Origin of the sequence: Agromyces lapidis, from assembly GCF_009749405.1 — a bacterium.
Lineage (GTDB): Bacteria > Actinomycetota > Actinomycetes > Actinomycetales > Microbacteriaceae > Agromyces > Agromyces lapidis.
The window spans coordinates 24645-43594 of sequence record NZ_WBIQ01000008.1 but is presented as its reverse complement, the minus strand read 5'-3'; the positions used below and the strand labels follow the sequence as shown (position 1 = coordinate 43594).

22 protein-coding genes are annotated in these 18950 nt (G+C 71.9%); 6 read left to right on the top strand and 16 right to left on the bottom strand.

Annotated features, from left to right (window positions below; translation table 11 throughout):
* Positions 1-22: 22 nt before the first annotated feature.
* The 7 genes from GQQ93_RS13010 to rsmI all read right to left on the bottom strand — a co-directional run bounded on the left by GQQ93_RS13010 (position 23) and on the right by rsmI (position 7052).
* The gene (locus GQQ93_RS13010) at positions 23-955 is read right to left on the bottom strand and encodes a 4-(cytidine 5'-diphospho)-2-C-methyl-D-erythritol kinase (RefSeq protein WP_157424670.1); all 933 of its coding nucleotides are present in this window, start codon (positions 953-955) and stop codon (positions 23-25) included.
* Between the two features lie 38 nt (positions 956-993).
* A complete protein-coding gene (locus GQQ93_RS13005) occupies positions 994-1542 on the bottom strand; it encodes a hypothetical protein (RefSeq protein WP_157424669.1) in 549 nt (182 codons plus the stop codon).
* Positions 1543-1570: 28 nt separating this feature from the next.
* The gene (gene rsmA, locus GQQ93_RS13000; RefSeq protein WP_212277338.1) at positions 1571-2455 is read right to left on the bottom strand and encodes a 16S rRNA (adenine(1518)-N(6)/adenine(1519)-N(6))-dimethyltransferase RsmA; all 885 of its coding nucleotides are present in this window, start codon (positions 2453-2455) and stop codon (positions 1571-1573) included.
* Complete coding sequence (locus tag GQQ93_RS12995; RefSeq protein ID WP_157424668.1) at positions 2452-3363, bottom strand: TatD family hydrolase; 912 nt, start codon at positions 3361-3363, stop codon at positions 2452-2454. Before GQQ93_RS12995 ends, rsmA begins: the two co-directional genes overlap by 4 nt.
* A 3-nt stretch (positions 3364-3366) precedes the next feature.
* The gene (metG, locus tag GQQ93_RS12990) at positions 3367-4926 is read right to left on the bottom strand and encodes a methionine--tRNA ligase (RefSeq protein ID WP_157424667.1); all 1560 of its coding nucleotides are present in this window, start codon (positions 4924-4926) and stop codon (positions 3367-3369) included.
* 48 nt (positions 4927-4974) lie between these two features.
* On the bottom strand, positions 4975-6111 hold the full coding sequence (locus GQQ93_RS12985) for an NADP-dependent oxidoreductase (protein ID WP_157424666.1): 1137 nt from the start codon (positions 6109-6111) through the stop codon (positions 4975-4977).
* 104 nt (positions 6112-6215) lie between these two features.
* Complete coding sequence (gene rsmI, locus GQQ93_RS12980; RefSeq protein WP_157424665.1) at positions 6216-7052, bottom strand: 16S rRNA (cytidine(1402)-2'-O)-methyltransferase; 837 nt, start codon at positions 7050-7052, stop codon at positions 6216-6218.
* Between the two features lie 29 nt (positions 7053-7081).
* Between rsmI and GQQ93_RS12975 the strand changes: the two genes are divergently transcribed.
* Positions 7082-8647, top strand: a complete 1566-nt coding sequence (locus GQQ93_RS12975; RefSeq protein WP_157424664.1) for a dolichyl-phosphate-mannose--protein mannosyltransferase — start codon at positions 7082-7084, stop codon at positions 8645-8647.
* A 25-nt stretch (positions 8648-8672) separates the two neighbouring features.
* Here GQQ93_RS12975 and GQQ93_RS12970 read toward each other — a convergent pair whose 3' ends face one another.
* The gene (locus tag GQQ93_RS12970) at positions 8673-9323 is read right to left on the bottom strand and encodes a TetR/AcrR family transcriptional regulator (protein ID WP_157424663.1); all 651 of its coding nucleotides are present in this window, start codon (positions 9321-9323) and stop codon (positions 8673-8675) included.
* Between the two features lie 90 nt (positions 9324-9413).
* Here GQQ93_RS12970 and GQQ93_RS12965 point away from each other — a divergent pair, with 90 nt between their 5' ends.
* Together GQQ93_RS12965 and GQQ93_RS12960 are read left to right on the top strand one after the other, a co-directional pair.
* A complete protein-coding gene (locus GQQ93_RS12965) occupies positions 9414-10457 on the top strand; it encodes an NAD(P)-dependent alcohol dehydrogenase (protein WP_157424662.1) in 1044 nt (347 codons plus the stop codon).
* Between the two features lie 2 nt (positions 10458-10459).
* Positions 10460-10837 carry a hypothetical protein gene (locus GQQ93_RS12960; RefSeq protein WP_157424661.1) on the top strand — a complete coding sequence of 126 codons (378 nt, stop codon included), beginning with the start codon at positions 10460-10462 and terminating at the stop codon, positions 10835-10837.
* An 18-nt stretch (positions 10838-10855) separates the two neighbouring features.
* Here GQQ93_RS12960 and GQQ93_RS12955 read toward each other — a convergent pair whose 3' ends face one another.
* From GQQ93_RS12955 to GQQ93_RS12945, 3 genes are all read right to left on the bottom strand, one after another.
* Positions 10856-11185, bottom strand: coding sequence for a DMT family transporter (locus tag GQQ93_RS12955; protein WP_157424660.1), 330 nt, complete (start codon positions 11183-11185; stop codon positions 10856-10858).
* 118 nt (positions 11186-11303) lie between these two features.
* A complete protein-coding gene (locus tag GQQ93_RS12950) occupies positions 11304-11600 on the bottom strand; it encodes an antibiotic biosynthesis monooxygenase family protein (RefSeq protein WP_157424659.1) in 297 nt (98 codons plus the stop codon).
* Complete coding sequence (locus tag GQQ93_RS12945) at positions 11597-12640, bottom strand: AAA family ATPase (RefSeq protein WP_157424658.1); 1044 nt, start codon at positions 12638-12640, stop codon at positions 11597-11599. The genes GQQ93_RS12950 and GQQ93_RS12945 overlap by 4 nt, the downstream gene beginning before the upstream one ends.
* 201 nt (positions 12641-12841) lie before the next feature.
* Here GQQ93_RS12945 and GQQ93_RS12940 point away from each other — a divergent pair, with 201 nt between their 5' ends.
* A complete protein-coding gene (locus tag GQQ93_RS12940) occupies positions 12842-14137 on the top strand; it encodes an O-acetylhomoserine aminocarboxypropyltransferase/cysteine synthase family protein (RefSeq protein WP_157424657.1) in 1296 nt (431 codons plus the stop codon).
* Positions 14134-14730 (top strand): CoA-binding protein, encoded by a 597-nt coding sequence (locus tag GQQ93_RS12935; RefSeq protein ID WP_157424656.1) that lies wholly within the window; start codon positions 14134-14136, stop codon positions 14728-14730. Before GQQ93_RS12940 ends, GQQ93_RS12935 begins: the two co-directional genes overlap by 4 nt.
* A gap of 19 nt (positions 14731-14749) precedes the next feature.
* Here the strand turns inward: GQQ93_RS12935 and GQQ93_RS12930 are convergent, their stop codons facing one another.
* From GQQ93_RS12930 to GQQ93_RS12915, 4 genes are read right to left on the bottom strand one after another with little or no spacing between them, the layout of a single operon-like run.
* Positions 14750-15592, bottom strand: a complete 843-nt coding sequence (locus tag GQQ93_RS12930; protein ID WP_157424655.1) for an ABC transporter permease — start codon at positions 15590-15592, stop codon at positions 14750-14752.
* Complete coding sequence (locus tag GQQ93_RS12925) at positions 15589-16530, bottom strand: ABC transporter ATP-binding protein (protein WP_212277337.1); 942 nt, start codon at positions 16528-16530, stop codon at positions 15589-15591. Before GQQ93_RS12925 ends, GQQ93_RS12930 begins: the two co-directional genes overlap by 4 nt.
* A 2-nt stretch (positions 16531-16532) precedes the next feature.
* The gene (locus GQQ93_RS12920) at positions 16533-17042 is read right to left on the bottom strand and encodes a Clp protease N-terminal domain-containing protein (protein ID WP_157424654.1); all 510 of its coding nucleotides are present in this window, start codon (positions 17040-17042) and stop codon (positions 16533-16535) included.
* Entirely contained in the window at positions 17035-17271 is a 237-nt protein-coding gene (locus GQQ93_RS12915) for a helix-turn-helix domain-containing protein (RefSeq protein WP_157424653.1), read from the bottom strand. The genes GQQ93_RS12920 and GQQ93_RS12915 overlap by 8 nt, the downstream gene beginning before the upstream one ends.
* 96 nt (positions 17272-17367) lie before the next feature.
* Between GQQ93_RS12915 and GQQ93_RS12910 the strand changes: the two genes are divergently transcribed.
* Entirely contained in the window at positions 17368-17799 is a 432-nt protein-coding gene (locus GQQ93_RS12910) for a GNAT family N-acetyltransferase (protein ID WP_157424652.1), read from the top strand.
* A 4-nt stretch (positions 17800-17803) separates the two neighbouring features.
* Here the strand turns inward: GQQ93_RS12910 and GQQ93_RS12905 are convergent, their stop codons facing one another.
* On the bottom strand, positions 17804-18847 hold the full coding sequence (locus tag GQQ93_RS12905; protein WP_157424651.1) for a GNAT family N-acetyltransferase: 1044 nt from the start codon (positions 18845-18847) through the stop codon (positions 17804-17806).
* Positions 18848-18950: the final 103 nt, after the last annotated feature.

Sequence of the window (18950 nt, the reverse complement as noted above, 5' to 3'; positions counted from 1 at the left end):
AGGGCCGCCGCCGCGGGCCGGCTCAGGACCGCAGCAACCGCGCCCCGTGCACCGCGCCGTGCACGTGCAGCGCGTTGAGCCGCGCGGCCGACAGGGCGACCTGCAGCTCGATCGCCGAGTCGGCGTCGTCGACGAGGAACGCCACCGTCGGCCCCGACCCGGAGACGAGGCCGGCGAGGGCGCCGTTCGCCTCGCCGAGTTCGAGGATGCCGCCGAGCCCGGGCGCGAGCCCGAGCGCCGCAGCCTGGAGGTCGTTGTGGAGCGCCGCGGCCAGCATCCGGGCATCGCCCGCGCGGAGTGCCTGCAGCACCTCGGCGTCGACGACCGGAGACTCGGTGCCCGGGTCGAGCTCGGGGTGCTCCTCGCGGCGACGGTCGAGCTCGCGGTAGACCCCGGGGGTCGACAGCCCGAACTCGGCCACCGCGAGCACCCAGTGGAACGACCCGGTCGCCAGCGCGGGGCTCAGCCGGTCGCCGCGACCGGTGCCGATCGCCGTGCCGCCGGTCAGTGCGAACGGCACGTCGGCGCCGAGCTTCGCGGCGAGCGCGTGCAGCTCCTCCTTCGAGAGGCCCGTGCCCCAGAGCGCGTCGCAGGCCACGAGGGTCGCCGCGGCATCCGCCGAGCCCCCGCCCATGCCGCCCGCGATGGGCACGTGCTTCTCGATCTCGAGGCGCACGCCGCCGGGCACCCCGGCGGTGCGGGCGAGCAGCTTCGCCGCCTTGATCGCGAGGTTCGAGCCGTCGGTCGGCAGGGCCGACACGTCGACGCTGCCGCCGAACGAGACGCTGAACTCGTCGTCGGGCCACGCCCGCACGTCTTCGTAGAGCGACACCGCCTGGTACGCGGTCGCCACGTCGTGATAGCCGTCGGCCTGCACCGCGCCCACGCGCATGAAGAGGTTGATCTTGCCGGGCGCCCGAACATGCACTGCCTCGTCGGCCCAGGCGATCGTCATGCCACCACGCTACCCGACGGCTTCCCGGCCTCGACGCCTCACCCGATCGCGGCGAGCCATTCGCGCATGCGGGCCTTCACCTCGGCGAGACGCTCCTCGCCCGGCATCCGCCCCCACGTGAGGCCGATCGACGAGCGGCCGCCCGGCCGGTCGCTCGACGAGGCGAGCACGAACTCGCCGTCGGCGAGCGGGAACCTGGCGGTCGGATGCTTCGCGGCGAGGTTGAGGGCGAGCGGCGCCGTACCGAGCGCCGACTCGACGACACGGGCGAGTGCGCGGAGCGCCGCCGTCTTCTCGAGGTCGACCGAGCGGGTGACGCTCGCCTCGTAGCTGCCGTCCTGCCGTTGCCCGGGCCGGCGGAGGCCACGCGCCTGCTCGTAGGCGACCGTCACGTTCTGCGCCCACCAGGGGTCGACCCCGTGCTCGGCGACGAGCCACGTCGCGACGGCCTTGTGCGTCCAGCCGTCGCGCTGCGCGCCGGCCTCGTCGAGGCGGGCGAACCACACCTCGCGGGGCTGCCCGGTCGCGGCCGCGACGGCGTCGTCGCCGACGCCGTCGGTGTTCGATCCCACGGTCTCGCTCGCCATGCGACCACGCTACCCGGCGGAACCGCGTCTACCTCTGCGCCGCCCGAGCGATGCGGAGGAAGTCGCCGATGACGAGCTGCTCGCCGCGCGCCTGCGGATCGACGGCTGCGGCCTCGAGCACCGCAGCGGCCGCGGCCGAACTGCCGCCGAGCACGGCCGAGAGCGACTGGCGCAGCATCTTGCGGCGCTGCTGGAAGGCGGCGTCGACCAGTGCGAAGGTCGCGACGCGTTCCGCCTCGGTGCCGGGGGCCTGCGCTCGCTCGAAGCCGACGAGCACCGAGTCGACGTTCGGCACCGGCCAGAACACCATTCGCGAGACCTGCCCCGCCGTGCGCCAGTCGCCGTACCAGGCGGCCTTCGCACTCGGCGCGCCGTAGACCTTCGACCCCGGCTCGGCCGCGAGCCGGTAGCCGACCTCGGCCTGCACCATGACGATGCCCGACTGCAGCGAGTCGAAGTGCTCGAGCAGGTGCAGCAGCACCGGCACCGAGATGTTGTAGGGCAGGTTCGCGACGAGCCGCACGGGGTCGCCCGGCAGCTCGGTGACGCGCATCGCGTCGTCGGTGACGACGGTGAGCGAGGTGCCGGGCTGCATGATCGACGCCGTGTGCGGCAGTTGCGCGGCGAGCCGCTTGTCGATCTCGACGGCGATGACGTCGGCGCCCGCCTCGAGGAGCCCGAGCGTCAGCGAGCCGAGCCCGGGGCCGATCTCGAGCACGGTCTCGCCGCGCTCGACGCCCGCGGTCTGCACGATGCGACGCACCGTGTTGCCGTCGTGCACGAAGTTCTGGCCGAGCTTCTTCGTCGGCGTCACGCCGAGGAGTTCGGCGAGGTCGCGGATCTCGGCGGGGCCCAGCAGACGCGGCTGGGCGCCGGGGCCGTCGCTCTCGGCCTCGTGACGGTGCGCGGTCACGCCCCGTCGCCCCTCGTCGTCGCCCCCTGCACGGGGTCATCCTCCCACGAGCCGTACACGGCGAGCGTGTTCGACGCGAGTGCGGCGCAGAACTCGTCGAGCGGGGCGCCGAGCGTCTCGGCCATGAAACGCACGGTGTGCGGCACGAGGTAGGGCGCGTTCGGCCGTCCGCGCAGCGGCACCGGGGTGAGGTACGGCGCGTCGGTCTCGACCAGGATGAGCTCGCGCGGCAGCACCCGCAGGGCCTCGCGGAGGTTCTCGGCGTTCTTGAACGTCACGTTGCCCGCGAACGAGCAGTACCAGCCCTCGTCGGCTGCGATGCGGGCGAGCTCTTCGCCGCCCGAGAAGCAGTGGAACACGGTGCGTTCGGGCGCGCCGACCCGGCGCAGCGTCGCGACGACGTCGTCGTGCGCGTCGCGGTCGTGGATCTGCATGGCGACGCCGTGCCGCTTCGCGATGTCGATGTGCGCCTCGAAGGCGTGGAACTGCGCCGGGCGCCCCTCCTCGCCGGTGCGGAAGAAGTCGAGCCCCGTCTCGCCGACGGCGCGCACCCGCGGCTGCGCGGCGAGCTCGTCGATCACGGCGATCGCTTCGTCGAGCGAGCCGGATGCCGCGAGCTCGGGCGCCTCGTTGGGGTGCAGCGCGACCGCGGCGAGGAGCCGCGGCTCGCGCGCGGCGAGCTCGGCCGACCAGCGGCTGGTGGCGACGTCGGTGCCGACCTGCACGGCGCCCGCGACCCCGACCGTGGCCGCCCGCTCGAGGTGCTCGTGCACGTCGAGGAGGGTGTCGGGGCGTCCGGGCGGGGCCTCGTCGGAGGGCTCGAGATGCGTGTGGTTGTCGTACACCGGGACGGGCAGCGCCTCGGGCAGCGGCGGGTATCCCTGGCTGGAACTCGAGGGGGGCGTCACCCGCTACTCCGCGACCTCGACGCGCGGGAAGAGCGCCTCGAGCGGCGACACCGTCGTGCCGAGCTCGGCCTCGTACGCGCGGTCGATGCGGGCCTGCTGCACGGTGCCGGGCGCGCCGAGCGCCGTCCACAGCTTCGCCGCGGCGACGGGCGTGACGGGCGAGAGCAGCACGGCGAGGGTGCCGAGACCCCGGTACGCGGTCGCGAGCACCGTCTCGAGCCGCTCGCGGTTGGCCGGGTCCTTCGCGAGCGCCCACGGCTCTTCCGCCGTGAGGTAGCCGTTGAGCGCGTCGACGAGCGCCCACGCCGCGCCGATCGCCTCGTGGATCGCGAGGCGGTCGATCGCCTGCCACGAGTCATCCGTGGCCCGACGCTCGACCGAGGCGATCTCGATGTCGGCGGGCTGCAGTGCGCCGGCGGTCGGCACGGCGCCGTCGCAGTAGCGCGTGATCATCGCCACGACGCGGGAGGCGAGGTTGCCGAAGCCGTTCGCGAGCTCGGCCTGGTAACGGGCCGACAGGTCCTCCCACGAGAACGAGCCGTCCTGGCCGAACGCGATGGCCCGGAGGAAGTAGTAGCGGAACGCGTCGGAGCCGAAGGTCGAGGTGATCTGCTCGGGCGCGATGCCGGTGAGCTTCGACTTCGACATCTTCTCGCCGCCGACGAGCAGCCAGCCGTGGCCGAAGACGCCCTTCGGCACCTCGAGACCCGCGGCCATCAGCATGGCCGGCCAGATCACGGCGTGGAAGCGCAGGATGTCTTTGCCGACGATGTGCTGCGCCGGCCAGCGGCGGGCGAACTCCTCGTCGTCCTGGCCGTAGCCGGCCGCGGTGATGTAGTTGAGGAGGGCGTCGAACCAGACGTAGACGACGTGGGTCTCGTCCCACGGCACCTTGACGCCCCAGTCGAAGGTCGACCGCGAGATCGAGAGATCGGCGAGCCCGGAACGCACCCAGCCGAGCACCTCGTTGCGGGCGGACTCGGGCTGCACGAAGTCGGGGCGCTCCTCGTAGAGCGCGAGCAGCCGCTCGGCGAACGCGGAGGTGCGGAAGAAGTAGTTCTTCTCGTGCAGCAGCTCGACGGGCTTCGAGTGGATCGCGCAGACGAGCTGACCCTCGTACTCCCCGGCGCCCGGTACGAGGTCGGACTCCTGCTTGTACTCCTCGCAGCCGACGCAGTAGTAGCCCTCGTACTCGCCCGTGTAGATGTGGCCGTCGTCGTAGAGCTTCTGCAGGAACTTCTGCACGTTGCGCTCGTGCCGCTCGTCGGTCGTCCGGATGAAATCGTCGTTCGCGATGTTCACCGTCTCGAGGAGGGGGATCCAGGCGTCGGCGACGAGCTTGTCGGCCCACTCCTGCGGGGTGACGCCGTTCGCGGTCGCGGTGCGCAGGATCTTCTGGCCGTGCTCGTCCGTGCCCGTGAGCATCCACGTGTCGTCACCTGCCTGCCGGTGCCAGCGCGCGAGCACGTCGGCGGCGACCTCGGTGTAGGCGTGCCCGATGTGAGGCACGTCGTTGACGTAGAAAATGGGCGTGGTGATGTAGAACGAGGAGGCTTCGGCCATGCGCTCAATCTTATGGGCGCACGGGAGACCGTTACCGCCGCATTCGGGTCACCCTCGCCGCGCCTCCTCTTCGGCCCGGCGTTCACGGCGCCGTCGACGCACGCTCCCGTCGCCGATCGCGGGCGGCACCGCCTCGGCGACCTCCATGTGCTCGTGGGGGGTCGGCACGCCGAGCGTCACGTCCTGCTCCTTGATCGCCGGCTCGCGCACCCGCTGGCCGGGGTAGTCGACCACGCGGAAGCCGAGCACGATCTTGCCCGGAGCGTCGCGACGGTCGAGCGCCCGGTAGGCATCGGCCACCTCGGCGAGCGGAAAGACGTCGGCGATCGGAAGCCGGACCCGCCGGGCCGACACGAGCGCCGCGACGCGGCTGAGCGCGACGACGTCGCCGGCCCCCAACGGGACGGCGTCGCTCGCCTCGACGGCGCTCTGGTCGAGCACGGTGAGGATGCGCGAACGCGGCACCCCGAGCGCGAGCGCGGCGGCGGTCTCGCCACCGAGGAAGTCGAGGAACGCCGTCACCGGTCGCGCATGATCGGTCGCCTCGACGATCGCGGTCGCACGCTCGGCGAGCCCCGGCCCGTACCCCGTCGGGATCACCCCGAACTGGCGCAGGAAGTCGAAGCGCTCCTCGGCGGTGGTTCCGATGACCGTCGCCCCGCGGATCCTCGCGAACTGCGCGGCGAGGCACCCGACCCCGCCCGCTGCGGCAGTGACGACGATCGTGTCGCTCGGCCCCAGCGCGAGGCCCTCGACCGCGTTCCATGCGGTGGTTCCGGCGAAATGGAGCGAACCGGCGACCTCCCACGAGAGTCCGGGGGGCTTCGGCAGCAGCTGCTGCTCGGGCACGACGACATGGCTCGCCTGTGCGCCGCGGGCCACGTAGCCCATCACCTCGTCGCCGCGCGCGAACCGGGCGGCACCGGGTCCGTTCGCGATCACGACGCCCGCGAGATCACTGCCCTGGCGGGCCGGCAGCTCGACGGGCCAGCGGCCCGGATGCTCTCCGCGCCTGGCGGCGCTGTCGGCGGGGTTGAGACCTGCGGCGAAGACCTCGACGAGCACCTCGCCGGCGCCCGGCTCCGGCACCGGCACCTCGTCGACCCGCAGCACCTCTGGCCCGCCGTACTCGGCGAATCGGACGGCGTGCGCGCCGCCCCCGTGCGTTCCGTGCGTGGCATCCATCTCGCACCTCCAATGTCGGGCGATACCCTCATTCTCCCCCCGTTCGGGGGTGAGCGACAGGGGTTGCCCTCGAGCATTCCTCATGCCCGATGGCGCAACGACCGTCAGGGCACGTCGACGGGCCGCTGGCGGTGCGCGAGCGCGGCTTCGTAGAGGTCGCGCTTGCCGAGTCCGGTCTCGGCGGCGACGAGTGCCGCCGCGTCCTTCAGGCGAGTGCCCGACGCGGCGAGGCCGAGCACGCGTTCGAGCGCGCCCTCGGGGTCGACCGTGGTGTCGCCTGCGCCGCCGACGACGATCACGATCTCGCCGCGCACGCCCGCGGCGGCCCACTCGGCGAGCTCGCCGAGTGGACCCCGGCGAACCTCCTCGTGGAGTTTCGTGAGTTCGCGGCACACCGCCGCAGGGCGGTCGGCACCGAACGCCTCGGCGAGCGCCTCGAGGCTCGGCGCGAGTCGCGACGGGCCCTCGAAGAAGACGAGGGTGCGTCGATCGCCGGCGAGCTCGGCGAGCCGGCGCGAACGTTCGCCCGCCTTGCGCGGTAGGAACCCCTCGAAGGCGAACCGGTCGGTCGGCAGGCCCGACACGGCGAGCGCGGTCACGACGGCGGAGGGGCCGGGGATCACCGTGACGAGCACCCCGGCCGCCGCAGCGGCGGCGACGAGCGGGAAGCCCGGGTCGGAGACGGTCGGCATGCCGGCGTCGCTCAGCACGAGGAGGTCGTGCTCGCGGGCGAGTTCGACGAGCTCGTCGGCCTTCTGCCGCTCGTTGTGCTCGTGGAGCGCGATGAGGCGGGGGCGGTTCGCGATGCCGAGCGCCGCGATGAGCCGTTGCGTCACGCGGGTGTCCTCCGAGGCGATCACGGTGGCGGCTTCGAGCGCCTCCCTGAGCCTCGTCGAGGCGTCCCCGAGATTGCCGATGGGCGTCGCCGCGAGGATGATCATGCCCTCAAGTCTGTCCTAGTGTTGGGCGCATGAGTGTCGACGCGTCGGTGGAGCCGAGGGGTTCCCGACTCGACGACTGGTGGTCCCGGCAGATGTCGACCCCCGCCCGCCGCCGGCTCTGGTACTGGGGCGGCCCGATCCTCGTCACGCTCATCGCCGCCGTGCTGCGCTTCTGGAACCTCGGGCACCCGCAGCAGATCGTCTTCGACGAGACGTACTACGTGAAGGACGCGTGGACGCTCATCCACAACGGCCACGAGTCGCGGTGGCCGGAGGGCGCCGACGCCGACTTCGCCGCGGGCGACACCAACCTCTACCTCGACGACCCCTCGTACGTCGTGCACCCGCCGCTCGGCAAGTGGATGATCGGGCTCGGCATGGCCGCGTTCGGCGCGGGCGACGCGTTCTGGTGGCGCGCGACGACGGCGCTCGCCGGCACGCTCGCCGTGTTCCTGATGACGCTCATCGGCCGGCGGCTGTTCGCCTCCACCGCGCTCGCGGTCACCGCGGGCCTCCTGTTCGCGGTCGACGGCAACGCGATCGTGATGTCGCGGGTGGCGCTCCTCGACAACTGGGTGATGCTCTTCGCGCTGCTCGGCTTCTGGTTCGTGCTGCTCGATCGCGCGCAGGCCGAGCGGGCGCTCGACGCGCGTCTCGCCGAGGCGTGGGCCTCCGGCCGCGACCCGCACTACGGACCGGCGCTGTGGGCGCGCCCCTGGGTCGTCGCCGCGGGCGTCGCATTCGGCGCGGCGACCGCCGTCAAGTGGTCGGGGCTGTGGTTCCTCGCCGCGTTCGGCATCTACCTGGTGGCGGTCGACATCGTCGCGAGACGACGAGCCCGGGTGCCGTTCTGGCTCACCGGCGGCCTGCTCAAGCAGGCGCCGGTGACGTTCGTGCTGCTCGTCCCGGTTGCGGCGGTCGTCTACCTCGCCTCGTGGACGGGCTGGCTGACGACGGACGGCGGCTACTACCGGCACTGGGCCGAGGAGGCCGGCAACGCGGCGACGGGCCTGTTCGCGTGGGTGCCGGGTCCGCTCCAGAGCCTCTGGCACTACCACGTCTCGGCGTACGACTACCACGTGGGCGTGCACAGCGAGCACCCGTGGCAGTCGAATCCGCTGACGTGGCTCTTCATGATCCGGCCGACGAACATGCACTATGCCGACGACTCCGCGAGCGGGCTCGTCTCCTCGATCATCGAGGTGGGCAATCCGATCATCTGGTGGGCGGCCGCCGCGGCATCCCTCTACCTCGTCTACCGCTTCGCCCGGTATCGCGAGTGGCAGGCCGGCGTGATCCTCGTGGGCCTCGCGGCCGGCTACCTGCCGTGGCTCGGCTACCTCGACCGCACGGTCTTCCAGTTCTACTCGATCGCCTTCGAGCCGTACCTGGTGCTCGCCCTCGTCTTCGTGCTCGGGCTGATCGCCGGCCGGCCGAGCGACGAGCGCTGGGTGCGCACCCGCGGACTCGCGGTCGTCGCGGTGTTCCTCGCCGTCGTGCTGCTCGTCTCAGTGTTCTTCTTCCCGATCTGGACGGGCGTGCCGATCTCGCCGACGTTCCGGCAGCTGCACTTCTGGCTGCCGAGCTGGGGCTGAGCGCAGCCCTCTGGTTCGGCGCGGTTCAGCCTCGCTGCGCGGCGAGCCGCACCTCGAGCTGGTCGAGCACGAGGTCGAGGCCGTAGCCGAACTCGTCGCCGAAGTCGTAGTCGTGACCGAGGACCATCTGCTCGAGCATCTCGGCGAGATGCGGGTACTCGTCGGCGGGCAGTTCGAGACCTTCGGCGAAGGCGTCGGCGCCCACGTCGGGGGTGAACGGCAGGCTGAGCTCGGTGAGCACGAAGCCGTAGATGTAGGCGTCGAGCGCCGAGTAGGCATGGGCAGCGAGCGCGAGGTCGAAGCCGTCGTGCCGCAGCACGCCGAGCACGCGGTCGTGGTGCCGCATGACGGCCGGGCCGGGATTCGATCGCGACTCGAGAAGGCCGAGCGCCCAGGAGTGCTCCTTGAGCACGGCTCGCATGGCGTCGGCGCGCGAGGTCATCGCGGTGCGCCACGGCGTGCCGATCTCGAGCAGCGGGATCTCGTCGAACGCCGCGTCGGCCAGGAGATCGAGCAGTTCCTCCTTGCCTGAGACGTGGTGGTAGAGCGACATCGCCTCGGCGCCGAGTGCTTTGCCGACGCTGCGCATGCTCACCGCGGCGAGGCCGCCGCGGTCGGCGACCTGCATGGCGCCGACGATGATGCGCTCGCGGCTGAGCGGGGTGCGCTGGGCCATTTCCGACTCCGTTCTCGGGCGATGCTTGCGTCCTTACGACCGTAAGGCTATCGTGATCGACACAGAGACTTACAGGTGTAAGGGAGCGAAATGCGTGCAGGAGTGGTCGATCGGTACGGCCCGCCATCGGTCGTGCGGGTCGAAGCGGTGCCCGATCCCGTCGCGCGCCGCAGCGAGGCGCTCGTGCGCGTCATGGCGGCGACCGTCAACTCGGGCGACGCCCGCATCCGCGGCGCCCGGTTCCCGCGTGGCTTCGCCCTGCCGGGCAAGCTCGCCCTCGGCGTGAAGGGCCCGCGCGCACGGGTGCTCGGCGTGGTCTTCGCCGGGGTCGTCGAGGCGATCGGTGCGGATGCCGCGGGCGGCGCCCCGCACGCGGGCGGCACCGCCTCCGTGGCATCCGGGTTCGCCGTCGGCGACCGCGTCTGCGGCATGACGGGCGCGCGCATGGGTGCGCACGCCGAACTCGTCGCGGTACCCGCTTCGCGTCTCGCGCGCATCCCCGACGGGGTGTCGTTCGACGACGCGGCCGGGGTGCTGTTCGGCGGCGCGACGGCACTGCACTACCTGCGCGACAAGGCCGCGGTGCGGCCGGGCGAGCACGTGCTCGTCGTCGGCGCCTCGGGCGCGGTCGGCACGAACGCCGTGCAACTCGCGAAGCACTTCGGAGCGAAGGTCACGGCAGTCACGAGCGCACGGAATGCCGAACTCGTCACCGCGCTCGGCGCCGACCGGGTCGTCGACTACCGCGCGACGCCCCTCGACTCGCTCGCGTCGCGCGGCGAGCACTTCGACGTCGTGTTCGACACGGTGGGCGTGCTGAGCCCGGCGACCGGGCGACCGCTCCTCGCCGAAGGCGGGCGGCTGCTGCTCGCCGTCGCGAGCCTCGGCGAGATCATCACCGCCCGTGGGCCGGTGAAGACGGGCACCTCCCCCGAACGCGCCGAGGACTTCGCGACGCTGCTCGACCTCATCGCGACCGGCGATCTGCGCGTGGTGGTCGACGAGACGATGCCGCTCGACCGCCTCGCCGAGGCGCACGCCCGCGTCGACTCGGGCCGCAAGGTCGGCAACCTCGTGCTGCATCCGCAGGCGGCCGCGGGCTCGGGCGCGGGCGCGGGCGCGGAGGCCGCCTGACCATGGACCCGACCCGCATCATCCTCGCCGGCGGCTGGATCTCGCTCATGCTCGTCTACCTGCTCGGCGACGTGCTGCGCATCTTCTCGGGCGACGCCGAGCCCGGCAGGATCGCCGACAGGGCCGCCGCGAGCTGGATGTGGTTGCTGGCCGCCCTCATCATGCTCGTGCCCATCGCGATGATCACGGTCTCGCTCATGGTGCCCGCGACCCCGCTCAAGTGGATCACCGTCATCGTCTCGGCGGCGCTCGTCGTGTTCAACCTGTCGGGCCTGCCCTACAAGGGCCTCTACGACAACGTGCTCATCGTCGTCGGCTTCGCGTTCAACGCGCTCGTGATCTGGGTCGCGCTCGCCTGGCAGCCCGCAGCCGAGCAGTAGACACCGACCCCGCCGGCGCTAGTGGCCCGCACCGCCGTCGACGAACTTCAGGCCGATGACGCAGCCGATGAGGCCGACCAGCAGGGCGATCTTCATCCACGAGACATCCGAGTCGCCCGTGATCATCGCCCAGACGACCGTCAGCGACGCGCCGATGCCGACCCAGACCGCGTACGCGGTACCGGTCGAGATGTCGCGCATCGCCCAGGCGAGACCGCCCATCGAGAGCACGAGCGCGCCGAAGAAGATCACCGACGGCCAGAGCTTCGTGAAGCCCTCGGACTTGCCGAGGGCGGTGGCCCAGACGGCTTCGAGCACACCGGACGCGATGAGGATGACCCACGCCATGACTGTTCACTCCTTGAGCCAGTCGTCATGTCCGGGTACTGGGTGCCCTCGTCCGGTGGCCGTCTCTCACGACCTGCGATCAGAGTAGCAAGCGTGCCTGATCAGGCGCTGTGCACGATTACGCCGTATGCACGAGGGCGAAGTGCTCGACCACCGGGAAGGGCTCGTAGAACCCGTGCAGCAGCGCCCGCCAGCGCTCGTACTCGGGCGAGCCGCGGAACCCCTGCTCGTGCGCCTCGACGCTCTCCCAGTGCACGAGCAGCAGGTACTCGTTCGGGGTCTCGATCGAGCGCGAGAGGGTCAAGTCGACGAAGCCCGGCATCGACGAGATGATCAGCTTCGCCTCCGCGAACACGGACTCGAACTCGGCCTCGCGGCCGGGCACGACGGGCAGGAGGGCATGTTCGAGGATCATCGACCCACCGTAGCGCGCGTCGGTGCGACGAACGAGAGGTGGTCGCGCAGCACCGACTGGATCACGGGCAGCGTCTGCGCGACGCGATCTTCGACCTCGCCGTGCACCTCGAGCCACGGCACACCGCTCTGGTCGAGCACCTCGCGGAACCGCCGTTGCGTGTCGTGGCGCTGGTGCTCGCCGTCGCGCATCCCGCCGCGCACGAAGGGGATCTCGTCGCCCGCGAGCACGTAGAGCGCCGGCCGATGCGCGGCGGCGCGGGCGGCGAGGCGGGGAGCCGGGTGCCCGACGTGCCGCTCGTGCCGGATCGTCGTCGCGAGCACGTCGGTGTCGCAGACCAGCACCGGCACCGGCACCCGGCGCAGCGCCGCATGCTCGAGCGCGAGCTGCCGGTCGACGACGAGGTCGAACTCGTCGCTGCGCCACGGCGCCGCCGGCCCGCCCTCGCGCACTTCGAGGTACTCACGCCCGTACTCGGGCACCCACTCGGTGCCGAGCACCTCGGCGAGCGCGGCCGCGAGGGTCGTCGTGCCGGTCGACTCGGCGCCGACGACGACCACGCGGGCCGCGAGGTGGGCGCGCGCGGCCGGGGCGAGCTCGTGCCAGTGTCCCCACGGATCGGCGCGCACCGCCGTGCCCGACACGGGATTCAGCACGCGGCCCGGGTCGACCTGCACCCACTCGGCGCCGAGACGGCCGGCCAGTTCGGCGCCGTACGGGTCGTTCGTGAAGACGGCGTCGACAGGGCCGGCGGCGAGCGTCGCGATGAGCGCGGTGTGGGCCTCCCACGAGGCATCCGATTCGAAGTCGACGGGGGTGTCGTCGACGGCGGCGACGACCCTCGCGGTCGGATGCTCCTCGCGCACCCACTCGGCGCGGGCGGCGAGCGGAATCGTCTCGACACTCGATCCGAGCACCTCGACCGTGACCCGGTCGCACGCGCGCAGCGCGCTCGTGATGAGGCTGGAGTGCCCGGCGTGCAGCGGGGAGAACTTGCCGACGACGAGCCCGTGCGCGAAGCGGTCCTCGCGCTCAGACATGCGCGGGTTCCCGTACTGCGGGTGCGCCGATCGCAGAGCCGGGTGCCCGGGTCCACGGGGCGGAATGCCGATCGATCACCAGAAGAGCCTAGAGAACGCGAACGCCCTGTGCGCACCACGCGCGAAGGATCCGCGAACTCGCGTTGCCCTGCGTTACGAATCGCACCGGCGAGGCCCTGTCGCGCGCGTAGCGTTGCCCGCATGGCAGACCGCGAATACGGCTTCAAGACCCGCGCCATCCATGCGGGCAACATCCCCGACCAGGTGACGGGCGCCCGCGCGCTGCCGATCTACCAGACGAGCGCGTTCGTCTTCGACGACACCGCCGATGCGGCCGCCCGCTTCGCGCTGCAGAAGTACGGCAACATCTACTCGCGGCTCGCGAACCCGACGGTCGCGAGCTTCGAGGAGCGCGTGGCGAGCCTCGAGGGCGGCCTCGGCGCGGTCGCGACCGCGTCGGGACTCTCGGCGCAGTACATCACCTTCGCCTCGCTCGCGGGCGCCGGCGACCACATCGTGGCCAGCGCGAACCTCTACGGCGGTTCGATCACGCAGCTGGATGTCACGCTCCGCCGCTTCGGCATCGAGACGACGTTCGTGGCGAGCTCCGAGGCATCCGACTACGCGGCCGCGATTCGCGAGAACACGAAGGCGCTCTTCGTCGAGACCATTGCGAACCCCTCGGGCGAGATCGCCGACCTCGAGGCGCTCGCCGACGTCGCGCACGCGCACGGCATCCCCTTCATCGTCGACTCGACCCTCGCGACGCCCTACCTCAACCGGCCGATCGAGTGGGGCGCCGACCTCGTCACGCACTCGGCGACGAAGTTCCTCGGCGGTCACGGCACCACGCTCGGCGGCGTCGTCGTCGAGTCGGGGCGCTTCCACTGGCATTCCGAGAAGTTCCCGCTGTTCGGGCAGCCGGTGCCGAGCTACGGCGGCCTCGAGTGGTCGGGCAATTTCGGCGAGTACGCGTTCCTCACGCGGCTGCGTGCCGAGCAGCTGCGCGACATCGGGCCGTCGCTCGCGCCGCACTCCGCGTTCCTGCTCGCGCAGGGCGTCGAGACGCTGCCGTACCGCATCCAGGCGCACGTCGACAACGCGCGCACCGTCGCGAACTGGCTCGCCGAGGACCCGCGCATCGAACGGGTGCTGTGGGCCGGCCTCCCCGACCATCCGCACCACGACCGGGCGCAGAAGTACCTGCCGAAGGGACCGGGCTCGGTGTTCAGCTTCGAGGTGAAGGGCGGCCGCACCGTCGGTCAGGCGCTCATCGAGAACGTGAACCTCGCCTCGCACCTCGCGAACATCGGCGACGCGAAGACCCTGATCATCCACCCCGCCTCGACGACGCACGCGCAGCTCACCGAGCAGCAGCTCGTCGACGCGGGGGTCGCGCCCGGGGTGGTGCGACTGTCGGTCGGCATCGAGGACGCCGACGACATCATCTACGATCTCGACCAGGCGCTCGACGCCGCGACCGGAGGCACGCGATGACCGACACCCAGACGACGGATGCCGCGACCGACTCCCTCGAGACGGTCCGCTTCGCGAACGGCCTCTCCTGCGAGCTGCCGGCCTCCTCGCCCCTCGCGAAGCTGCTGCACTCGCAGCGCACCTGGGTCGGGCCCGACGCGAAGGCCCGCCAGCGCATCCTCAACGCGGCGAAGTCGGTCGCGATCGTCGGCGCCTCGCCGAAGCCGCAGCGCTCGAGCTTTTTCGTCGGCACCTACCTGCAGCAGTCGAGCGACTACCGGCTCTACTTCGTGAACCCCATGGAGACCGAGATCCTCGGGCAGCCGGCGTACGCGAACCTGAAAGACCTGCCCGAGGTGCCCGACATCGTCGTGGTGTTCCGCCGCGGCAGCGACATCCCGAGCGTCATCGACGACGTCGTCGCGGTGGGGGCGAAGACCATCTGGGTGCAGCTCGGCATCTGGAACGAGGAGGCCGCGTACTCCGGCGAGGAGCAGGGTCTCACCGTCGTCATGGACCGCTGCATCAAGGTCGAGCACGCCCGCTTCCACGGCGGGCTGCACCTGCTCGGCTTCGACACCGGGCAGATCACGGCGCGCAAGACGCAGCGCTAGTCACGACGCGGGCGGGCCCCTAGCCGAGACGCTGCAGGGCCCGCTCGCGGCGCGCGGCGACGCGCGAACCCGACTCGCGCCGGGTCATCCGCCGGAGGACGATCGGCGCCAGGACGAGTCCGACGAGGCTCCACGCTCCGAGCACCACCGCCGTCTCCACCGGTCGCCACGAGCCGTGAAGCTCGATCGCGGCCGGCGCGTCGGGCAGCAGCGCCGAGCGCATGCCGAGGCCGAGCCAGTACACGGGGAACGCCTGCGCGACCCACTGCAGCCACTCGGGCAACGCGGTGATCGGCGCGAAGATGCCCGAGATCGCGATGAGTCCGAGGACCGGCAGGGAGACGTAGCCTGCTCCTCGCGACGTCGAGACGAACGACCCGACGAAGACGCCGATGGCCTGGGTCGCGACGAGGCCGAGCCCCAGGACCCACGCGAAGGTCAGCCACGAACCCGGCCGGCCGGTGTCGAGCCCGTCGACGAAGACGAGCCCCGGGAGGAGGAGGATCGCGAGGTAGGCGAGGATCGTCGCCGAGATCTGCACGAGCTTGCCGATGAGGTACGCCCGGATGCCGTTCGGGGTGACCTTCGCACGCAGCAGGGAGCCGTCCTCGCGGTCGGCGGCGAGCTGCTGCACGACGAGCAGCATGCCGAGCGCCACGAACATGCCGAGCGCGCCCGGCAGGATGAAGGTGTCGAGCGTGTAGTCGGGGCCGATCGGAACGTCGCGGAGGAGGAAGACGGCGACCAGCGTGGCCACCGGCCAGAGCAGCTGGCCGACGAGCTCCGCGCCGCTGAACGCGAGCCGGAGCTCGATCATGCCGCGCGCGAACCCCGCGCGGACTCCCGGGATTCCGTTGCTCATCGTGCCGCCCCCTGCAGCTCCTGCTCGTCCGCGACCATCGCAGCGGTTTCGGCCTCGCGGACCAGTGTCAGATACGTGTCCTCGAGCGACGCGCGACGGATCTCGAGCGCGCTGACCGCCGTGCCGTGCTCGAGCAGCAGCTCGCGCGCGAACGCCGTCGAGTCGGCGACGAGCCGGGTGCGACGGTCGCCGCCCTGCACCCAGCGCACCTCGTCGGCGCCCACGATCTGCCGCGCCAGTTCCTCGGCGGTGCCGTCGGCGATGATCCGGCCCTGGGTGAGGATGATGATGCGGTCGGCGAGCTGCTCGGCCTCGGCGAGATCGTGCGTGGTGATGAGGGCCGTCGTATCGAGCTCACGCGAGACGCGACGGACCAGGTCGTGGAAGTCCCGGCGCGCCTGCGGGTCGAGTCCGGCGGTCGGCTCGTCGAAGTAGACCAGTTCGGGTCGGCCGACGAGGCCGACCGCCACGTCGAGGCGGCGTCGCTGGCCACCCGAGAGCGCGGAGAGCCGCCGTCCGGCGTGGTCTGAGAGGCCGACCGCCCCGAGCAGCTCGTCGACGTCCCACGGGCGGGGCATCCGTTCGGTGGTGTACCGGGCGTAGAGCGAGCCTTGATACGCGAGCAGCTCACGGACCCGCCACTTCGCGTGGTCCCGCCACGACTGCAGCACGATGCCCGACCTTGCGCGCCAGTCCTCGCCGCCGTGGGCCGGGTCGACCCCGAGCACCTCGACTCGACCGGCCGAACGCGCCCGCAGCCCCTCGAGGATCTCGATCGTGGTGGACTTGCCGGCACCGTTCGGCCCCAGCAGGGCGACTACCTCGCCCCGGCGCACCTCGAACGACACGCCCTTCAGCACGTCGACCGCGCCGTACCGCATGCGCAGCTCCTCGACCTCGATCACGGGGCGATCGACCGACCTCGTCGGGCGGTTCATCGTCAGGACTCCCGCTCGGACGAGACCGACTCGAGCTGCGCGACGAGCGCGGCGCGGTCGACTCCTGCGTAGGCGAGCGCACGCGGCACGGTGCCGAGGTCGGCGCGCAGGATGCCGACGGCTGCGTCGGCGACGGCCAGACGCTCGCGCTCGGCACGGCGACGCCCGCGATGCGCCGAGAAGTCGGCCCGACGCAGCGCCTCACGCACCGTGGCCCCCCAGCGCGGGCGCGACTGCCGGGTCGCGAGCAGCCGCTCTTCGGCGACGGGCTCGATGCCGGCGGCACGGAGCGATCGCTCGCGTTCGCCCCGGAGAGCCGCGTCGACGCCGGCGTGGTCGAGGCCGAACTCGGCGAGCGTGCGCCCGGCGGCATCATGGCCGGAGGCGATCGCGAGCAGCAGGTGCTCGGCCTCGACGCTCGGCGCACCGCGACGGATCGCCTCGTCGATCGCGCTGATGATGACCTGCTTCAGGGTCATGTCGAGTGACTCGTCGTCCAGACGGTCAGGCATTTCGCCTCCTCAGTTCGATGCCGGCGATCTCGAGCCGCCGGTGGTGCTTCTTGTGCACGGCCTGTCGGGTGACGCCGAGCGCCTCGGCCACCTGGCTCCAGCTCCAGCCGGTGCGCATGGCGCGTTCGACGGCGGCGTCTTCGAGGCGGTCGGCGAGCTCTCGCAGCGCGACCACGGCGGCGAGGTCGTCAGCCTCGGGACCGGTCGGTTCGGGTGCCATCGGGGTCATGCAAGCAACCTAAGTTGCTTGTTCCGATTTGTCAACCCAAGTTGCTCAATCCGAACGTCTCAGCCAGGGCGGCGCCGCGGGATACGCTCGGGTGCTATGCCCCGCGAACTCGACTTCTCGACCGACCCCGACCGGCTCGACCGCGAGCTCGTGCACCGGTGGCTGAGCGAGCATGCGTACTGGGCGCTCGGCCGGCCGCGCGCGACGCAGGACGCGGCGATCGACGGCTCGATGAACTTCGGCGTGTACGACCTCGACTCCGGCGTGCAGCTCGCCTACGCCCGCGTCGTCACCGACGGGGTCACCTTCGGCTGGCTCTGCGATGTCATCGTCGACCCCGCGCTCCGCGGCGAGCGCCTCGGCGTCTCGCTCGTCGAGTTCGTGCTCGCAACGCTCGACCCGCTCGGCCTGAAGCGGGTGCTGCTCATCACGGGCGATGCGCACGGGCTCTACGAGAAGTTCGGTTTCGCGCCGATCGACCGCGCCGACGACTGGATGAGCCGGGTCGGGCCCGACCCGAACGTGTGACGGCTCAGGCCGCGTCGGCGTCGCGCCCGTAGGCGAGCATCTGGAACCCGGAACCGTCGGGCCGCACGAAGCGGTACTCGCGCTCGTGCAGCCGGTCGAACCCGAGCCGGTCGTAGAGCCGCTGCGCGGCGAGCATGTCGGGCCCGGTGTTGAGCACCACCCGGTCGAGCCCGCGGATGCGGGCGAGCAGCAGCACGTGCTGCACGAGGGTCTCGCCGATGCCGCGTCGCCTGGCGCCCGGCGCGACGCCGAGGAATCGGAAGTCGAGCTCGCCGGCCCGTGCGACGGGTGACATCGTCGCGCCCGCACGTGGCGTCGAGGCGGTGCCGAGCAGCTCACCCGTCGTCGCGTCGACGGCGACCCAGACGCGGTGATCGCGAGCCCGTTCGGCGACGGCGACGATATCGGCCCGGTATCCGTCGCTGAGCTCGAAGTCCGCGGCGTACGCCGACTCGACGAGCCCGGCGACGGCATCGGCCTCGTCGTCGCGCATCCGGCGGATCATGACGTCGTCGCGCTGCTGCAGTCGACGGCGGTAGACGACCGAGTCGACCTCGGCCCCGACCGCCGCGTCGCGCTCGGCGTCGCGCACGAAGCCGAGCCGTTCGTAGAGCGCCTGGGCCCGGGTGTTGCGAACGCCGGTGTCGAGCACGAGCGCCGATGAACCCCACTCGAGCGCGGTCTCGAGACTCGCCCGCGTGAGCACGGCGCCGAGCCCCGCGCCCTGGGCTCCCGGGTCGACCGAGATCAGTCGCACCTCGGCCTCGCCGGCCCTGGCGACACGCGAGTACCGGGTGCCTGCTCGCAGCACACTGGCCGTGCCGACGATCGCGCCGTCGGCGCCGGAGGCCACGAGCACGGTGCCGTCAGCGGCCCGCCCGGCGGTATCGGCCTCGAACGCCGCCCGCTCGGCGCTCTTCGGCAGGTGACCGTAGGGACCGGCGGCGAATGCGCGCACGATCACGGCGGCCTCCGCGTCGGCCTCGTCGGGGCGGATCGATCGGACGATCACGTCGGCGGCGGAGGTGCGGGCGGTGTCGTTCGTCATCGTGAACCAGCCTAAGCGGCCGCGCGACGGGTCCCGCCGATCGCGGAAGCTGCCGACGACGTGCGCGAGATCGGCCCGCGACGCACGAATCTGCGAAGCCCCG